The organism is Prevotella sp. SGI.167, from assembly GCF_050313615.1.
Classification (GTDB): Bacteria; Bacteroidota; Bacteroidia; order Bacteroidales; family Bacteroidaceae; genus Prevotella.
In genome coordinates this window covers 1-14,905 of sequence record NZ_JBNPLT010000047.1, presented here as the reverse complement: position 1 = coordinate 14,905, position 14,905 = coordinate 1, and the positions used below count along the sequence as shown (strand labels likewise).

Genomic DNA, 14,905 nt, shown 5'->3' with positions numbered 1-14,905 from the left:
TCCATGTAATTATAACTCGAACAAAAAGGTGAATGTCAAGGCTGCCTAATTGGCAGCTCTGGCAATACCAATTAATAATATGCTTTTTTTTGAAAAATTGTTGGATGTGCTAACTGCTGAAAATCAGTAGTTACGTTCTAACGGTGATTTACAAACTAACGTTTGCTGTTGCATTTAAGGCGGTCCCATCCCGCACAACTTGGCGAAGACCTTTGATGGTCCGCCAACCTTATAGCGTAGCGGTTCTGAGCACCGGAGGGCGGTTACATCCCTAATCCCTATGGTAGGGATTTAGGGCTTGGGTATAGGGTAAGGACCCTCCCGCTGGGGAGGGACCGGTGGGGCAGCCATAGCACTAAGGGCGGTTTCCTTCTTCTCGCCTGAGGAGAGAAGACCGAGATGAGAGGTGGAGCCTTCCTTAACGGTAAGGAAGGACGGGTAGGTTTTCGACCAGTGTTATTGATTAATAAATAATAATTATATGAAAGGAATAGTATTAGCAGGTGGTAGCGGAACACGCTTGTACCCCATCACGAAAGGTATCAGCAAGCAGCTGATTCCAATCTTTGATAAACCGATGATATATTATCCTATCTCGGTATTGATGTTGGCAGGTATCCGTGAGATACTTATTATCTCAACACCATTTGATTTGCCAGGCTTCAAACGCCTCTTAGGCGATGGAAGCCAGTTCGGCGTCAAGTTCGAGTACGCTGAGCAGCCATCACCAGATGGCTTAGCCCAAGCTTTCATTATCGGAGAGAAATTCATTGGTAATGATTCTGCTTGCCTTGTATTAGGCGATAATATCTTCTATGGTGCAGGATTAAATCAGATGCTGCATCAGGCAGTTGCAGATGCTGAACAGAATAACAAGGCTACCGTTTTTGGCTATCGTGTAAGTGATCCAGAGCGATATGGAGTCGCTGAGTTTGATGAGCAAGGCAATTGTCTGAGCATTGAAGAGAAGCCTGAACATCCAAAGAGCAACTATGCTGTGGTAGGCTTGTACTTCTATCCTAACAAGGTAGTGGAAGTAGCCAAGCATATTAAGCCATCCGCTCGTGGAGAATTGGAAATCACTACAGTCAATCAGGAGTTCCTGAAGGATAAGCAGCTGAAAGTACAGACCATGGCGAGAGGATTCGCCTGGCTTGATACCGGAACTCATGATTCTCTTTCAGAAGCATCTACCTTTATTGAAGTTTTGGAGAAGCGCCAGGGGGTGAAGGTGGCATGCCTGGAGGGTATCGCCTATCGTCAGGGATGGATTTCTGCAGAGCAACTGAAAGAGAATGCACAGCCTATGTTGAAGAACGACTATGGTAAATATCTACTTTCTATACTTAATGAAACTGAAGGAACATTTAAGAAGAATTTAGAATATTGAAATATAAGATAGGTGAGGGAGAGGATAAGAGCATTTTTATGAGCTACTTTTCGCTCTGTTCTCAAACTCATCTATCTCTCTTTTATATTATATGTTGTACATTTAAAATTTTACTATATTTGTGCATACTTTTAAAGTCTTTTAGAGGTTCTGCTAGATAGCAAGTTTGTAATCGGGAATTAAAGAGAAAGTATTTGTTCTTTATCATGGATAATAAATTAATAATAAATAATTCGAGAATAGCAAAAAATACAATATTACTTTATATAAGACAGATTATTATTATTATTGTATCTTTATATACAAGTCGAATTGTACTAAATACTTTAGGAGAAGAAGATTTTGGTATATATAATGTAGTTGGTGGGATTGTTATTATGTTTTCATTTTTGTCTTCAACTATGGCTTCTGCATCTCAGAGATATCTTTCTGTAGATTTAGCGAAGGATAATAAATTAAGATTAAAAGAAACTTTCAGTTTAATAGCTCTTTCATATGTTATTATAGCTATATTTGTTTTTGTATTGTGTGAAACCATAGCTTTATGGTTTTTGAACACTAAGATGAATATACCATCTGTGAGAATTGTAGCTGCCAATTGGGTGTTGCAATGTTCTTTTTTGGCATTTTTAACAAATATATTGTCAACACCTTATCTGTCAGTAATTATAGCGAGAGAAAAAATGGATATATATGCATACGTCAGTTTGATAGATGCAATATTAAAACTTTTAATAGTATTTATTTTACCATTGACTAAAGAAGATAAATTAATTTTGTATGCTATATTAATCTTTATTTCTACTCTGATTTCTAGTTGTTGCTATGTATTGTATTGTATATATAAATTTGAAGAAAGTCGATACATGCTTTTTTTCGATAAAAATCGATTAAAAGATATGTTTTCATTTGCGTGGTGGAATATAATAGGTGCAATTTCGAATGTATTGAGGAGTGAAGGGATTAATGTGTTGCTCAATGTGTTTTTTAACCCTATTGTTAATGCTGCACGAGGAATCGCATTTAGTGTTAATGCTGCTTTGACAAACTTTACGAATAGTTTTTATACAGCAGTTAGACCTCAAATAATTAAAAGATATTCTGCTGGAGCTGTCGTTCAAATGTTTGAACTTATTTTTATGAGTTCAAAATTCGCATATTATCTTCTGTTTATCTTAGCTCTTCCTATTCTATTTGAAACGGAAGGTATATTGTTTCTTTGGCTCAAGAAGCCACCGGTTGGTTCTGCCTTATTTGTTAGACTTATTATAGTCAATGCTTTGTTAGAGGTATTAAATTATCCTTTGGTTAACGCCTTACAAGCAACAGGTAGAATTAAAACATATCAGATTATAGTATCAGGGTGTTATTTACTAAATCTTCCTATATCATACATCCTGCTAAAAAATGGATATGGACCAGAGTTTACTATGTATACAAGCATATTCCTTCTTGTGGCTTGCTTTATACCGAGATTAATGATTTGTAAAAAAGAATTCAGATTGTCTATATTTGAATATTTAAAGAAGGTAATTTTAAAAATAATATTAGTTACTTTTTGTGGAGGGCTAATAGGTTTTTGGATAACCAAAAAGATATTCATAGGTGAAGGTATTGAAATGTTAGTAACTCGTTGTTTGCTTTTGATGACTTTTACGATTTTTGTAATCTATTTCTTTGGTATTGCGTCTGGGGAGAAGAAAACAATAAATAATATTATATTAACTAAAATAAAAAAAATATGATTAGTAGTTTTAAAAATATGTTTTTTAGAGTGGTACGAAGATTTCAAAAAGTACCTCATTTAGTAGAGTATATCCCGAAAGGTGATAGTGTCGTTGTACATATTTCTGCATTTTCTTATGGTAATGCGGGTGACACTTATTTACCTGTTGTTTTAAGGGATTTATTTAATAATTTAATAGGAGTTCGAAAATGGATAGATGAAGATGTTCATAGTAGAGTAACTTCTCGTGATATTCGATTTTATAATGAGAAAGATTACATAGTTATAGGTGGTGGAGGACTTTTCTTGTCTGATACTTGTCCTAATGAAACTAGTGGATGGCAATGGAATTGTAGCATTGAAGCTTTGGATCAAATTAAGTGTCCAATTATAGCATTTGCTTTGGGGTATAATAGATTTAGAGGTCAAGAGGATTTTAAACCGATTTTTACGGAACATCTAAATAAATTCGTAGAAAAAGCCTCTTTTGTAGGAATTCGAAATAAAGGTAGCATAGTTAAACTTTCTGGTTATTTGAAAAATGATAATCTCAAGGCAAAGTTAGTCTATCAACCTTGTATGACAACTTTAACTTCTAAAGTATATCCAACATTTGTTGATTATTCTAAAAAGGATGATTTTATTGCATTAAATTGTGCTTTTGATAGAAAAAAACTTCGTAGTTCTTCTGTTGATTATCTAAATTCAATAGCGAAAGTCATGCTGAAATTATCGAAAATCACAAAGATAAAAGTTTATGCCCATATGAAGCCGGATTTAGAGATAGAAGAATACTTGAAATTGTACAATGTACCGTATGAAGTTGTTAATTTGGTTAAAGTTGAAGACATTGTTTCGGCGTATGCATGTCCTCGAGTAGTGGTTGGAATGAGAGGTCATGCCCAAATGATACCTTTTGGATGCCAAACAGCTATTGTATCTATCATTTCGCATGATAAAATGCAGTGGTTTCTTGATGATATTGGACATCCTAATTGGGGAGCCGATGTTCTTGATGTTAATTTTGAAGATAGACTCTTGTCAGAGGTGCTAGATGCATATTATAATTATACAGACAGAATTCAAGCTATAAAAGATGCTCAGGAGAATTTATGGGAAGTTACAAAACAAAATATAAAGTTTATTAGAAATATTATCAAATAAAAAATGAATAGTCCAAAAATTATCGCAGAAATTGGTTGCAATCACAAGGGTGATATGGCAATCGCTAAAGAGTTGATAATGACAGCTGCAACCTATTGCAAGGTTGATGTTGTTAAGTTTCAGAAGCGTTGTAACAAGGAGTTGCTGACTCCAGAAGAGTACAATGCTCCCCATCCACATCCAGAGAATTCCTATGGGCCAACATATGGAGCACATCGCGAGTTCTTGGAGTTTAATCTCGACCAACACAAGCAGTTGCAAGAGTGGTGTAATGAGTTTGGTGTAGAGTATTCCACTTCGGTATGGGATGTGACTTCAGCTAAAGAAATCTGTACTTTGCATCCAAATCTTATCAAGGTACCATCAGCTTGCAATCTCAACAAACCGCTCTTATCTTATCTTTGTGATGAGTTTGGAGGCGAGATACACCTTTCTTTTGGTATGACCTCAAGAGATGAGGAAGAGCAGATTATCAAGTTCTTCGAGGAGAAAGGTCGTAATAAGGATTTGGTTATCTATGATTGTACTTCTGGATATCCTGTTCCATTTGAGGATATTTGTTTGCTTGAGTTGACACGTCTACGAGAGTTGTATGCAGACAGAGTAAAAGCTATAGGTTTCTCTGGACACCATTTGGGAATTGCTGTTGATAGCGCTGCTGTTGCTTTGGGAGCAGAGTGGATAGAGCGTCATTATACGCTTGATAGAACATGGAAGGGTACAGATCATGCTGCTTCTTTGGAACCTGATGGTGTAAGAAAGTTGGCTCGAGATTGTCGTGCGGTGGCAAAAGCGTTGACCTATAAAAAGGAGGATATTCTTGATATAGAGAAGGTTCAAAGAAATAAATTGAAGAAAAATCAAGTTAAATGGTAGACTAATGAAAACAATTGCATTTATACCTGTGAGGGGTGGTAGTAAATCCATCCCTCTTAAAAACATTAAGTTGTTTTGTGGAAAGCCTCTTGTATGTTGGAATATTGAGGCTTTAGAAAATTGTCCAATGGTTGATGAAGTGATAGTGGCTACAGATTCTGATGAAATATGGAATACTGTTGAAAAGCAAAATTACAAAAAGACAATACTCTATCGTCGTTCTGCAGAAAATGCTTGTGACACAGCTTCTACAGAAAGCGTGATGTTAGAGTATATAAACTATGCTCAATTGCCTGATGATGATATCTTCATGTTAGTACAGGCAACTTCTCCATTGACAGAGTCTGTTCATTTTACGGAAGCATTGCAGTTGTATTCTAAGCATGAATATGATTCCATTATAACTTGTGTACGTAATTACCGTTTTTTTTGGAATGAGGATGGCACAAGTATGAACTATGACTATCGTAATCGTCCTCGTCGTCAGAATTTCAATGGCATGTTGATGGAGAATGGAGCTTTCTATATCAATATTGTTGGTAATGTGAAAGAGAGTGGGAATCGTCTGAGTGGTAAGATTGGTATCTATGAAATGCCAGAATATACCGCAACAGAGATTGATGAGCCAGATGACTGGATTGTTTTAGAGAACTTGATGCGCAAACATATTCTATCCCAAAAGGTAAATAGTAAAATCAAGCTGTTTATATCTGATATAGATGGTACACTTACTGATGGAGGTATGTATTATTCTGAGAATGGAGATGAATTGAAGAAATTCAATACCCGTGACGGTATGGGCTTTGATCTTTTGCGTAAGGCTGGTATAAAAACAGCCATCATCACTAGTGAGGATAGAAGTTTGAATCACCGAAGAGCTGAAAAGTTAAAGATAGATTTTATCTACCAAGGTAAACGTGGTGAAGGAAAGGTATCTGTAGCTAAGGAAATTTGCGAAGAACTTGGAATTACTTTTGATGAAGTAGCATATATTGGCGATGATATTAACTGTGTGGATTTATTGTCGTTGGTTGGCTTGGCTGCATGTCCTGCGGATGCCGATAGCAAGATAAAAGACTTGTCATTTATTCATGTCATGACAAAAAAAGGAGGTGATGGGTGTGTTAGAGAATTTATAAACATGATAATAGCATGATTCTAAGTTTAAAAGAAGCGATTAAACATTCGTTAACTAATACTACCAATTTTTTTGGTGTTGTTACTACTCCTTGGCATATACACGGGTTATTGGCTAGTATAAAATATTTGAAAAGTCAAAACGTTAATTTGATCGGTACTATCTTTATAACTCCTCATGCCGTTACAGGTTATTGCATAAAAAAAGATGATATACCTTATATTGAAGGAATAAGCGTGGTTACTATAGATGACCGAAATATATCTTTTTTGCAAAGAATAGTAAAAATATTTTATTCTTTTTTGTATGTTTTAAAACCGCATGAAGATGCAAAAGATAAGTGTGCATTTTATTTGGTAGTACCAAGAGTTGAAAATGCTTATATTAGTGAAATCGTAAGCAAGTCTTTAAAAAATATTGAAATCATACATTGTGTATATGATGAAGGTGTAGCGACGTATTTTCCTTTCTCTATTGAATCAACTAATCTTAAAGAGAAATTACTTAATCTTTATCTTAAACATATTGTATATGGGTGGGGAAGAAAAAAAATTGAAAGCAAATGCATGGTTTTTAATACTCAGTTGTTTCTTTATAGAAATGGACGGCTTATCCCTAATCAAGTAATAATTCCTTTTTATGTTCATGAAATACGTAATAGCATAAGTTGTGTAAGTAAAAATAATATATGTTTTGCAAAAAAGTGTATTTTGATATGTACAACAGCATGGTGTAGAAAAGAAATTGTTGATTCTGAAGATGTAAGATTAATAAAATCTATAAAAACGGAATTTGAAAAAAATGGTTATTCTGTGATATTTAAACCACATCCACGTGATTTAAATTTTTGTGCTCTTTATGGAGATGTAGAGATAATGCCGGTTGGTAAAATTTCTTTGGAAAGTGTATTGTTAAATGCTACAATAAGACCCCGTGCTGTAATTAGTATTTCTAGTACAACATTGGTTACTAGTAAATTATTGGCGGGTATACCGTCCTTTGATGTGTCACAAATGTTGAATATAAATAAAATTGGAACATATAAAGATGAAGTGTATTCTTTTCGCAAGGTCTTTGGTTCTTATATAGAATCCCCTACATCAATAATAGAATTATTAAATAATATTAATGCAATAAGCTAATGACATTTCTGTTTATTTATGTTTTATTAACGCCATTGTTGATGTTATGGTGTCGTAACGATAAAAAGAAACAATATCTACCATTATTCTTTCTTTTTGTTATTTCTGCAATCCGGTATGATACAACATCAGATTATTATAATTATTTTATAATGTATGATAATGCGATTTACAATATGATTTCCGATAAAGCAAAGATTGAATACGGATATACGTTTTTAAATAGAATATTTTCATCGTTTGAGAATGGATTCATATATGTTTTTGCTGTTTGCTCTACTATCATATATACATCATTTTATTTATTTTTTAAAAAATATAGTGTTCCCATTATTGGTACATTTGTGTTCTTATGCTTAGGATGTATGTATAATTTTGATAATATTGTAAGACAGGCTGTAGCTATTGCGTTTTTTAATTTTGCAATATTATCTATTTTAAAGCATAAATTATATCTTGCAGGAGTGTTAATTTTTGTGGCATCTACTTTCCATACTTCAGCATTGGTAACAATTGTATTGATTATTTTGATGCCGATTTTTAAACATAAAGTATTGGAAAAAAATAAACTAATATTTATAGTTATATTATTGCTCTTGTTGGATTTTATAGGTGCGTTTAGTTTTATTATAGATAGTTTCTTTTCTTTGTCATTTATAACGGATAGTTTATATGAGCATTATGATGAATATGAATTTAAGAAAAGAACAATAGGACTTGCTTTTATAATAATGACTATAATAGAAATAGCGCCAGTGTACATGTTAGATAAAGAAAATGATAAATTTAAAATATTATGTATTAACATGTCTTGGTTTTCTATTGTCTTGAGAATAATATTTGCAGGAATCCCTTTTTTTTATCGAATAGCTGATTATATGATTATTTTTAATATATTATCTGTTTCATTTTTCTTGAAAGAAAGGATTAATGTAAAAAATTGGAAATATTATTCTAAGGTTGTTATAGTAAGTTTATTATATCTACTATTGTTTCATTCTGTAAGTACTTATTTCGGTTATACAAGTATCTATTATACTGTGTTTAGTGAAAATTGTAAAAATAGACTATTCTATGTCCGTAGTACATTTGATGAACTTCAAACAAAAGGTATAAATAATGAAAGAAAAAAATTCTTTAAATACTAAAGGTATGATTTCAGTTTGTTTAGCTGCCCATAATGGTTCCCGCTATATAAAAAGACAGGTCGAATCGATTTTGCAACAGTTGGGCGATAATGATGAATTAATTATATCTGATGATGGATCAACTGATAATACATTAAATATAGTTGAGGCATTTGCAGATAATAGAATAAAGATAGTTAAATTTAAGCAACCTGATAATAATGTCAAAGTTAGTATCAAAGTTGCTTTAAATTTCCAGAATGCTCTTATACATGCAAAAGGTGATTTTATTTTTTTAAGTGATCAAGATGATTTTTGGTTACCTACAAAAGTTGAAGATTGTATGAGAATTCTTATGAATTGCGACCTGGTTGTTCATAATTTTAGATTATGTGATGAAGAACTTCGTTTTACAGGTGTTAATCAATATAGAGGTAATTATCATTTCAATGATTATTTAGCTTTATGCAATACTTACTATGGATGTACTATGGCATTTTCAAAGCATGTTCTTTCTTACGCTCTTCCTTTTCCACAAAAGTTAGAATTACATGATTTTTGGTTGGGTATAATCTCGGAAAGTTTGGGTAGAGTTCTCTATATTGATAAGCCTCTTATTGATTATCGTGTTCAGAATACGAGTGTTTCACACGCTTCAAATTATTCATTAATTCATAAGATAAGTTATCGAATGTATATATTGAAACATCTTATATTGCGTGTTGTTAAATTTAAAATTAAATTGTTATGTCAAAAGTTTTAGTTTTTAGTTCGGCATCGCCGATTCCGGTTATTGATGGAGCTGCTATTGGTGTTTTTCAGAAGTTAACTTTGTTTTCTTCTTTGGGTTATGAAGTTGATTGTGCTTATATAGAATCTAAAAAGATTCAAAAAAAAGCTTTTTCTGAAGATTTGAATAACTATTGTAGTAATGTTTTTAGATTCCCGTTTTCTAAAAAAATGGCATTTTTAAGAGTTCTGCTAGGACTTTTCAAAAATACAAAGCCTTTGCAAGTTAATTACTTTTACTCTGGTAAAATCCAAAAATGGGTAGATGAACATGTCGGTGAGTATGACTTGATTTGGTGTATGGAAATCAGAATGTCTGAATATCTTAAAAAGTATAATAATAAGGTCATTTTTGATTATGTTGATTGTATTTCTGAGAATTGTAGAATATCATTAAATAACTGTTCTGGTATTTGGAAAATTTTAAATTATATTGAAGCAAAAAGATGTTCACGTTACGAGCGTAAAATTGCCTCAGTTTTTAATACTCGTGTTGTTATTACAGAACATGATAAAAGATGCTTATTCCCAAACGCTGAATATAGCTGTCATGTTATGCCGAACTATGTTTCAATTAATACGGAGAAGATTATTGATCAACAGAACACAGATGATAATATTGTTTTTATCGGTTCTATGTTTTATGCACCAAATGTTGTAGCAGCAAAATATTTTGTAAAAAAAGTTCTACCTAATGTCGTTAATGCCTTTCCTAATGTAAAATTCTTTATTGTTGGAAATAGACCTACTAAGGAAGTCCTAGAGCTGCAATCAAAAAATGTTATTGTAACTGGTTTTGTAGAGAATGTTTGGGATTATTTGAAGAATGCGAGCGTTATTGTTGTACCTATGTTGACTGGTTCTGGTCTTCAAAATAAAATCTTAGAAGGTTTGTCTGTTAAAGGTTGTGTAGTAACAACAAGAGTTTGTTCTGAAGGTTTAGTCCATGCTGAAGGTATGCCTTATGTAGCAAATACATCCCAAGAAATGAGTCAACAGATTATAAACTTATTGAAAGACAAAAAGCTCAGAATTGAAGTTGGTAATAAATCGTTTGATTATGTGCGTCATAATTATTCTTTTGAAGTAGTTTCCAATATTTTGTCCTCAATAATAAAAGAAAGTAAAATAATATGATAGTTACAAAAACACCATTTCGTATGTCCTTCTTTGGAGGAGGTACGGATATACCTGCGTTCTTTAATGAACATGGTGGAGCGGTTATTTCCACTACATTTGACAAGTTTTGTTATGTAAATGTTCGACATATGCCGCCATTTCATCCTTATATCTCAGAGTTGGTGCACAATCGCTTTGAGAGAGTGAACAATATTGATGAAATTGAGCATCCATTAATTCGTGAATGTATGCGCTTGCATGATATTCATGAGATTCGCCTTACTTACGAAGGTGATCTTCCTGCTCGCACAGGACTAGGGACTAGTTCTACATTTGCTGTTGGAATGCTCAATGCATTTTGTGCCCTAAAAGGCAAGATGATGAGCCATCGTAATTTGGCAAAGGAAGCAATATATGTTGAACGTGAAGTCTTGAAAGAGCATGGTGGATGGCAGGATCAGGTTGCCGCCGCTTATGGGGGATTTAATCGTATTGATTTCAGTAATAATGAATTCAAGGTTCATCCTATTATCATTCATCCAAAGCGTAAACGTGAGTTGGATGAGAACTTGTTGCTGTTTTATACAGGTGTACAGAGATTCTCTTCTGATATTCAGGCTGATACATTCGCTAAGCCTGTTGATAAGACGAAACAGTTATTAGATATGTTAGCTCTTGTTGATGAAGCAGAGAAAGTTTTAACAGATAAAAATACCAGTCTTAATGAATTTGGTAAATTGCTTGATACAACATGGAAATTGAAAAGAGGAACAGGTTCGAAGGTAAGTAATGGCTCTATAGATGAACTTTATGATATAGCCATTAAAGCTGGTGCTTTAGGTGGCAAATTGTTAGGTGCTGGAGGTGGTGGCTTTTTGTTGTTTTATTGTGAAAAAGAAAAGCAACCTTCTCTTATTAAGGCTCTTGAATCATTAATGATTGTGCCTTTTCATTTTGAGAGTGAAGGTGCGCAAGTATTGTACTATGCGCCGGCTGAATATTCTCCTAGAAAAGAAATATTACTTAAATAAATGTAAGTATGGAAAATAGTCTTATGAGATATGTGGATTCGTTAATAGAACGATATCCATTGCTTACTGAATGCAAAAATGATATTATAACATCTTATGATTATTTGGAAAAATCTTATGCGAATAATCATAAGTTGTTAGTTTGCGGAAATGGTGGTTCTGCATCTGATTCAGAACACATTGTGGGTGAATTAATGAAAGAATTTAAGCTGAAACGTAAAGTCTATGCTGAGCAGGCAGATGCATTGATGGCTATAGATTCAGAACTTGGGAAAACTCTTGCTCAACATCTTCAGGGAGCTTTACCTGCAATAACATTGACAGCACATTCTTCGCTTACAACAGCCTTTATGAATGATAGTGAGCCTGTGCTGGTTTTTGCTCAACAGGTTAATGGCTATGGAAAGAAAGGTGATGTGTTCCTTGGTATTTCTACGTCAGGTAACAGTATGAACGTTCTTTATGCTGCTGTAACTGCTAAGTCAAAAGGAATCGCTGTTATTGGACTTACAGGCTATAAGGAAAGTAAGTTGTCAAAGCTTGCTGATGTTTGTATTCAGGTTCCAGAAACTGAAACATATAAAATTCAAGAACTTCACCTTCCTGTATATCATTGCCTGTGCATGATGCTGGAAGAACATTTTTTTAGCAATGAAAATTAACGAAGTAGATATAAGAAAATATGAAACGCTTCTGCTTGATCGAGATGGAACAATCAATGTTCATATAATTGGTGATTATGTTCGCAGTTGGGAGGATTTTGAGTTTATACCTAATGTTGTAGAAACAATTGCAAAATGGAGTTCTCAGCTTAAGCATATTTTTATTGTAACCAACCAGCGAGGTATAGGAAAAGGTAAATATACTGAAAATGATCTTGATGTTATTCATTCTCATATGGTAGAAGAAATAGAGAAGAGTGGTGGCAGAATTGATCATATTTATTTCTGTTCTTCTCTGACCAATGAAGATATACGAAGGAAACCGGGAAGAGGTATGTTTGACGATATACTTCATGATTATCCTGATGTGGAAATCTCTAAGACTCTTATGATTGGAGATAGTGATGTAGATCGGGATTTTGCAAAAAATATCGGTGTTGATTTTGTTTGTGTTGATTCTTTGAAGAAGCAAGAAAATAAAAAATATTGGGTTTTGGCTTAATTTTTTTAATAATTTGAAATACATAGTAATATGGAAGTAATTATACTTGCAGGTGGGCTAGGAACACGTTTGCGTTCTGTAGTTAAGGAGGTGCCAAAATGTATGGCTCCTGTAGCAGGAAAACCTTTTCTTTGGTACCTTCTCAAGTACTTAACAAGGTACAATGTAAATAGAGTAATACTCTCTGTTGGATATCTTCGTCAGATAATCGAAGAGTGGATTGAAGAAGTTAGGGATGAATTTCCTTTTGAGTTTGATTATGCTGTAGAGGAGCATCCTCTCGGAACTGGTGGCGGTATCAAATTGGCATTGAAGAAAACTACGACATGTGATGTTGTCGTTCTTAATGGAGATACATTTTTCGACGTAAATCTCAATGAACTTATGGATTGTCATAGACTTTATCCTTCTACTGTAACATTAGCCTTAAAGCCAATGTATAAGTTTGAACGATATGGGCGTGTAATCATAGACCAAGTTGATAAACGTATAGTTGAGTTCAAAGAGAAAGAGTTTTGTCAGGAGGGGCTTATCAACGGAGGTGTGTATATAATCAATAAGTTGGATCCTGTTTTTGATGAACTTCCTGAGAAATTCTCATTTGAGAAGGAAGTCTTGGAAACTCAATGTGAGTTGGGTAAGTTGTTCGGAGTAATCCAAAATGGATATTTTATCGATATAGGTATTCCTGAGGATTACTATTTGGCAGAGCATTATTTTAATAATAAGAATAAAGTTTCTTGATAGAATTGTTGCTTATTTTTGATTAATATTTTGGTTTGATGGAAATTCATATGATTTTTAAGATAAATTCAGAATATACTTTGAGCAATCTTTCAATTATAGAAAACTGTGATTTGAAATATTTCATATCATACTTTTGACTTATTTGTATCCTATAGAAACTATCTTTACTCCTCTTTTTTCTAGAATATGGTTATGGGTTTGGAGAAAGAGTAGGGGGATAGGTATAGTAGAAACCAACATAACTCCATGAGTAAATTATGATTTTCAAAAGATTATTTGATATAGTAGCATCCCTTTGCGGTTTGCTTTTGATATGGTGGATATTTCCGCTTGTGGCTTTTCTTATTCATAAGAAGATGCCGGGAGGTTCGGCTTTCTTTGTTCAGAAGAGAGTGGGAAAGGGCGGTAAGTTGTTTAAATGTCATAAGTTCCGCTCGATGGTGGTGAGTCATAATGGTTCATCGGTATCGGTAGCGGGTGATAGTAGAATTACTCCATTTGGTGCGAAGCTTCGCCATTATAAGATTGATGAGTTGCCTGAGCTTTGGGATGTGCTGATTGGCAATATGAGTTTCGTGGGTCCCCGTCCTGATGTTCCTGGTTATGCTGATAAACTGGAAGGAGATGATAGGGATGTTCTGAAGCTTCGTCCGGGGATCACGGGTCCTGCTACGCTGAAGTATCGCCTGGAGGATGAAATGATTTCTGAGTATGTGGCAAAGAAACAGGCTGAGGGTGATACTCGTCCTATGCAGGAGATAGCTACTGAGTATAATGACAAGGTGATATATCCTGATAAGGTTCGCCTTAACTGCTATTACTATCGCCATTACTCCTTCTGGAAGGATATCGAAATGATATTCGCTACCGTGCTTGGTAGAAAAGTAAAGTTTGCAGGGGAGGAAGTGTAGCTCTTCATGGATGAAATTTATGAATGGCTGAATCCTCGGATTCCTGAGGAGTATGTGCTTATCTCCTTTCTTGTGCTTTCTGTAGCAATCGTGATTGGGATGCTGGTGATGAAAGGGGGTAGGGCGAAGAGGTTCGTGCTTGGGGCTTTGCTTACGGAATATTACTTCCTGGTGCTTTGTTCTACTGTGATTTGTAGAGCAAGTCATGAGGAACGGCATATTGAGTTGATTCCATTTTGGAACTATCTTGATATTTGGAATCGGGTGGATTATCCTGCCGACTTAATAGAAGTGTTGTTGAATATGGCTATCTTCGTGCCAATAGGATTGCTGCTTGGAGGATTTGGTTTTAAAACCAAGAAAATCCTCTTAGCGGGAATCTGCTTGTCGGGGATTATTGAGGTTTCACAATTCGCCTTTTGCAAAGGGCTTTGTGAAACGGATGATGTAATACATAATAGTGTGGGGGCATTCCTAGGATATTTGGGATTCCTAGGAATTCTTAAAGGGAAAAGAATTTTGTTTTCGAAATTCTCAGGCTCTCTTTAGAAAAAAGATTTTTTTCGAAAACGTACCCATAC

Annotated in this window: 15 protein-coding genes; all 15 read left to right on the top strand. The window is 34.2% G+C overall.

Features of this window, described 5'->3' with window-relative positions; all coding sequences use genetic code 11:
* Window positions 1–481 precede the first annotated feature (481 nt).
* The 15 genes from rfbA (at window position 482) to ACQRBJ_RS14825 (ending at window position 14,873) form a co-directional block, all read left to right on the top strand.
* Window positions 482–1,390: a glucose-1-phosphate thymidylyltransferase RfbA gene (gene rfbA, locus ACQRBJ_RS14895; protein WP_445304091.1), complete on the top strand. Its 909-nt coding sequence runs from the start codon at window positions 482–484 to the stop codon at window positions 1,388–1,390.
* A 206-nt stretch (window positions 1,391–1,596) separates the two neighbouring features.
* Window positions 1,597–3,135, top strand: a complete 1,539-nt coding sequence (locus ACQRBJ_RS14890) for an oligosaccharide flippase family protein (protein WP_445304090.1) — start codon at window positions 1,597–1,599, stop codon at window positions 3,133–3,135.
* Window positions 3,132–4,280 carry a polysaccharide pyruvyl transferase family protein gene (locus ACQRBJ_RS14885; RefSeq protein WP_445304089.1) on the top strand — a complete coding sequence of 383 codons (1,149 nt, stop codon included), beginning with the start codon at window positions 3,132–3,134 and terminating at the stop codon, window positions 4,278–4,280. Before ACQRBJ_RS14890 ends, ACQRBJ_RS14885 begins: the two co-directional genes overlap by 4 nt.
* A 3-nt stretch (window positions 4,281–4,283) precedes the next feature.
* A complete protein-coding gene (locus tag ACQRBJ_RS14880; RefSeq protein WP_445304088.1) occupies window positions 4,284–5,156 on the top strand; it encodes an N-acetylneuraminate synthase family protein in 873 nt (290 codons plus the stop codon).
* A 4-nt stretch (window positions 5,157–5,160) separates the two neighbouring features.
* The gene (locus ACQRBJ_RS14875; protein ID WP_445304087.1) at window positions 5,161–6,312 is read left to right on the top strand and encodes a cytidylyltransferase domain-containing protein; all 1,152 of its coding nucleotides are present in this window, start codon (window positions 5,161–5,163) and stop codon (window positions 6,310–6,312) included.
* The gene (locus tag ACQRBJ_RS14870; protein WP_445304086.1) at window positions 6,309–7,436 is read left to right on the top strand and encodes a polysialyltransferase family glycosyltransferase; all 1,128 of its coding nucleotides are present in this window, start codon (window positions 6,309–6,311) and stop codon (window positions 7,434–7,436) included. Before ACQRBJ_RS14875 ends, ACQRBJ_RS14870 begins: the two co-directional genes overlap by 4 nt.
* Window positions 7,436–8,584, top strand: coding sequence for an EpsG family protein (locus tag ACQRBJ_RS14865; protein ID WP_445304085.1), 1,149 nt, complete (start codon window positions 7,436–7,438; stop codon window positions 8,582–8,584). The genes ACQRBJ_RS14870 and ACQRBJ_RS14865 overlap by 1 nt, the downstream gene beginning before the upstream one ends.
* The gene (locus ACQRBJ_RS14860) at window positions 8,556–9,326 is read left to right on the top strand and encodes a glycosyltransferase (protein ID WP_445304084.1); all 771 of its coding nucleotides are present in this window, start codon (window positions 8,556–8,558) and stop codon (window positions 9,324–9,326) included. The genes ACQRBJ_RS14865 and ACQRBJ_RS14860 overlap by 29 nt, the downstream gene beginning before the upstream one ends.
* Window positions 9,311–10,489 carry a glycosyltransferase gene (locus ACQRBJ_RS14855; protein WP_445304083.1) on the top strand — a complete coding sequence of 393 codons (1,179 nt, stop codon included), beginning with the start codon at window positions 9,311–9,313 and terminating at the stop codon, window positions 10,487–10,489. The genes ACQRBJ_RS14860 and ACQRBJ_RS14855 overlap by 16 nt, the downstream gene beginning before the upstream one ends.
* Complete coding sequence (locus ACQRBJ_RS14850) at window positions 10,486–11,502, top strand: kinase (protein WP_445304082.1); 1,017 nt, start codon at window positions 10,486–10,488, stop codon at window positions 11,500–11,502. The genes ACQRBJ_RS14855 and ACQRBJ_RS14850 overlap by 4 nt, the downstream gene beginning before the upstream one ends.
* A gap of 8 nt (window positions 11,503–11,510) precedes the next feature.
* The gene (locus tag ACQRBJ_RS14845) at window positions 11,511–12,164 is read left to right on the top strand and encodes a D-sedoheptulose-7-phosphate isomerase (RefSeq protein WP_445304081.1); all 654 of its coding nucleotides are present in this window, start codon (window positions 11,511–11,513) and stop codon (window positions 12,162–12,164) included.
* Window positions 12,154–12,666 carry a D-glycero-alpha-D-manno-heptose-1,7-bisphosphate 7-phosphatase gene (locus tag ACQRBJ_RS14840; protein ID WP_445304080.1) on the top strand — a complete coding sequence of 171 codons (513 nt, stop codon included), beginning with the start codon at window positions 12,154–12,156 and terminating at the stop codon, window positions 12,664–12,666. Before ACQRBJ_RS14845 ends, ACQRBJ_RS14840 begins: the two co-directional genes overlap by 11 nt.
* Window positions 12,667–12,696: 30 nt before the next feature.
* The gene (locus ACQRBJ_RS14835; RefSeq protein WP_445304079.1) at window positions 12,697–13,410 is read left to right on the top strand and encodes a nucleotidyltransferase family protein; all 714 of its coding nucleotides are present in this window, start codon (window positions 12,697–12,699) and stop codon (window positions 13,408–13,410) included.
* A 260-nt stretch (window positions 13,411–13,670) separates the two neighbouring features.
* The gene (locus ACQRBJ_RS14830; RefSeq protein WP_445304078.1) at window positions 13,671–14,324 is read left to right on the top strand and encodes a sugar transferase; all 654 of its coding nucleotides are present in this window, start codon (window positions 13,671–13,673) and stop codon (window positions 14,322–14,324) included.
* Window positions 14,325–14,330: 6 nt separating this feature from the next.
* Entirely contained in the window at window positions 14,331–14,873 is a 543-nt protein-coding gene (locus tag ACQRBJ_RS14825; RefSeq protein WP_445304077.1) for a VanZ family protein, read from the top strand.
* Window positions 14,874–14,905 lie beyond the last annotated feature (32 nt).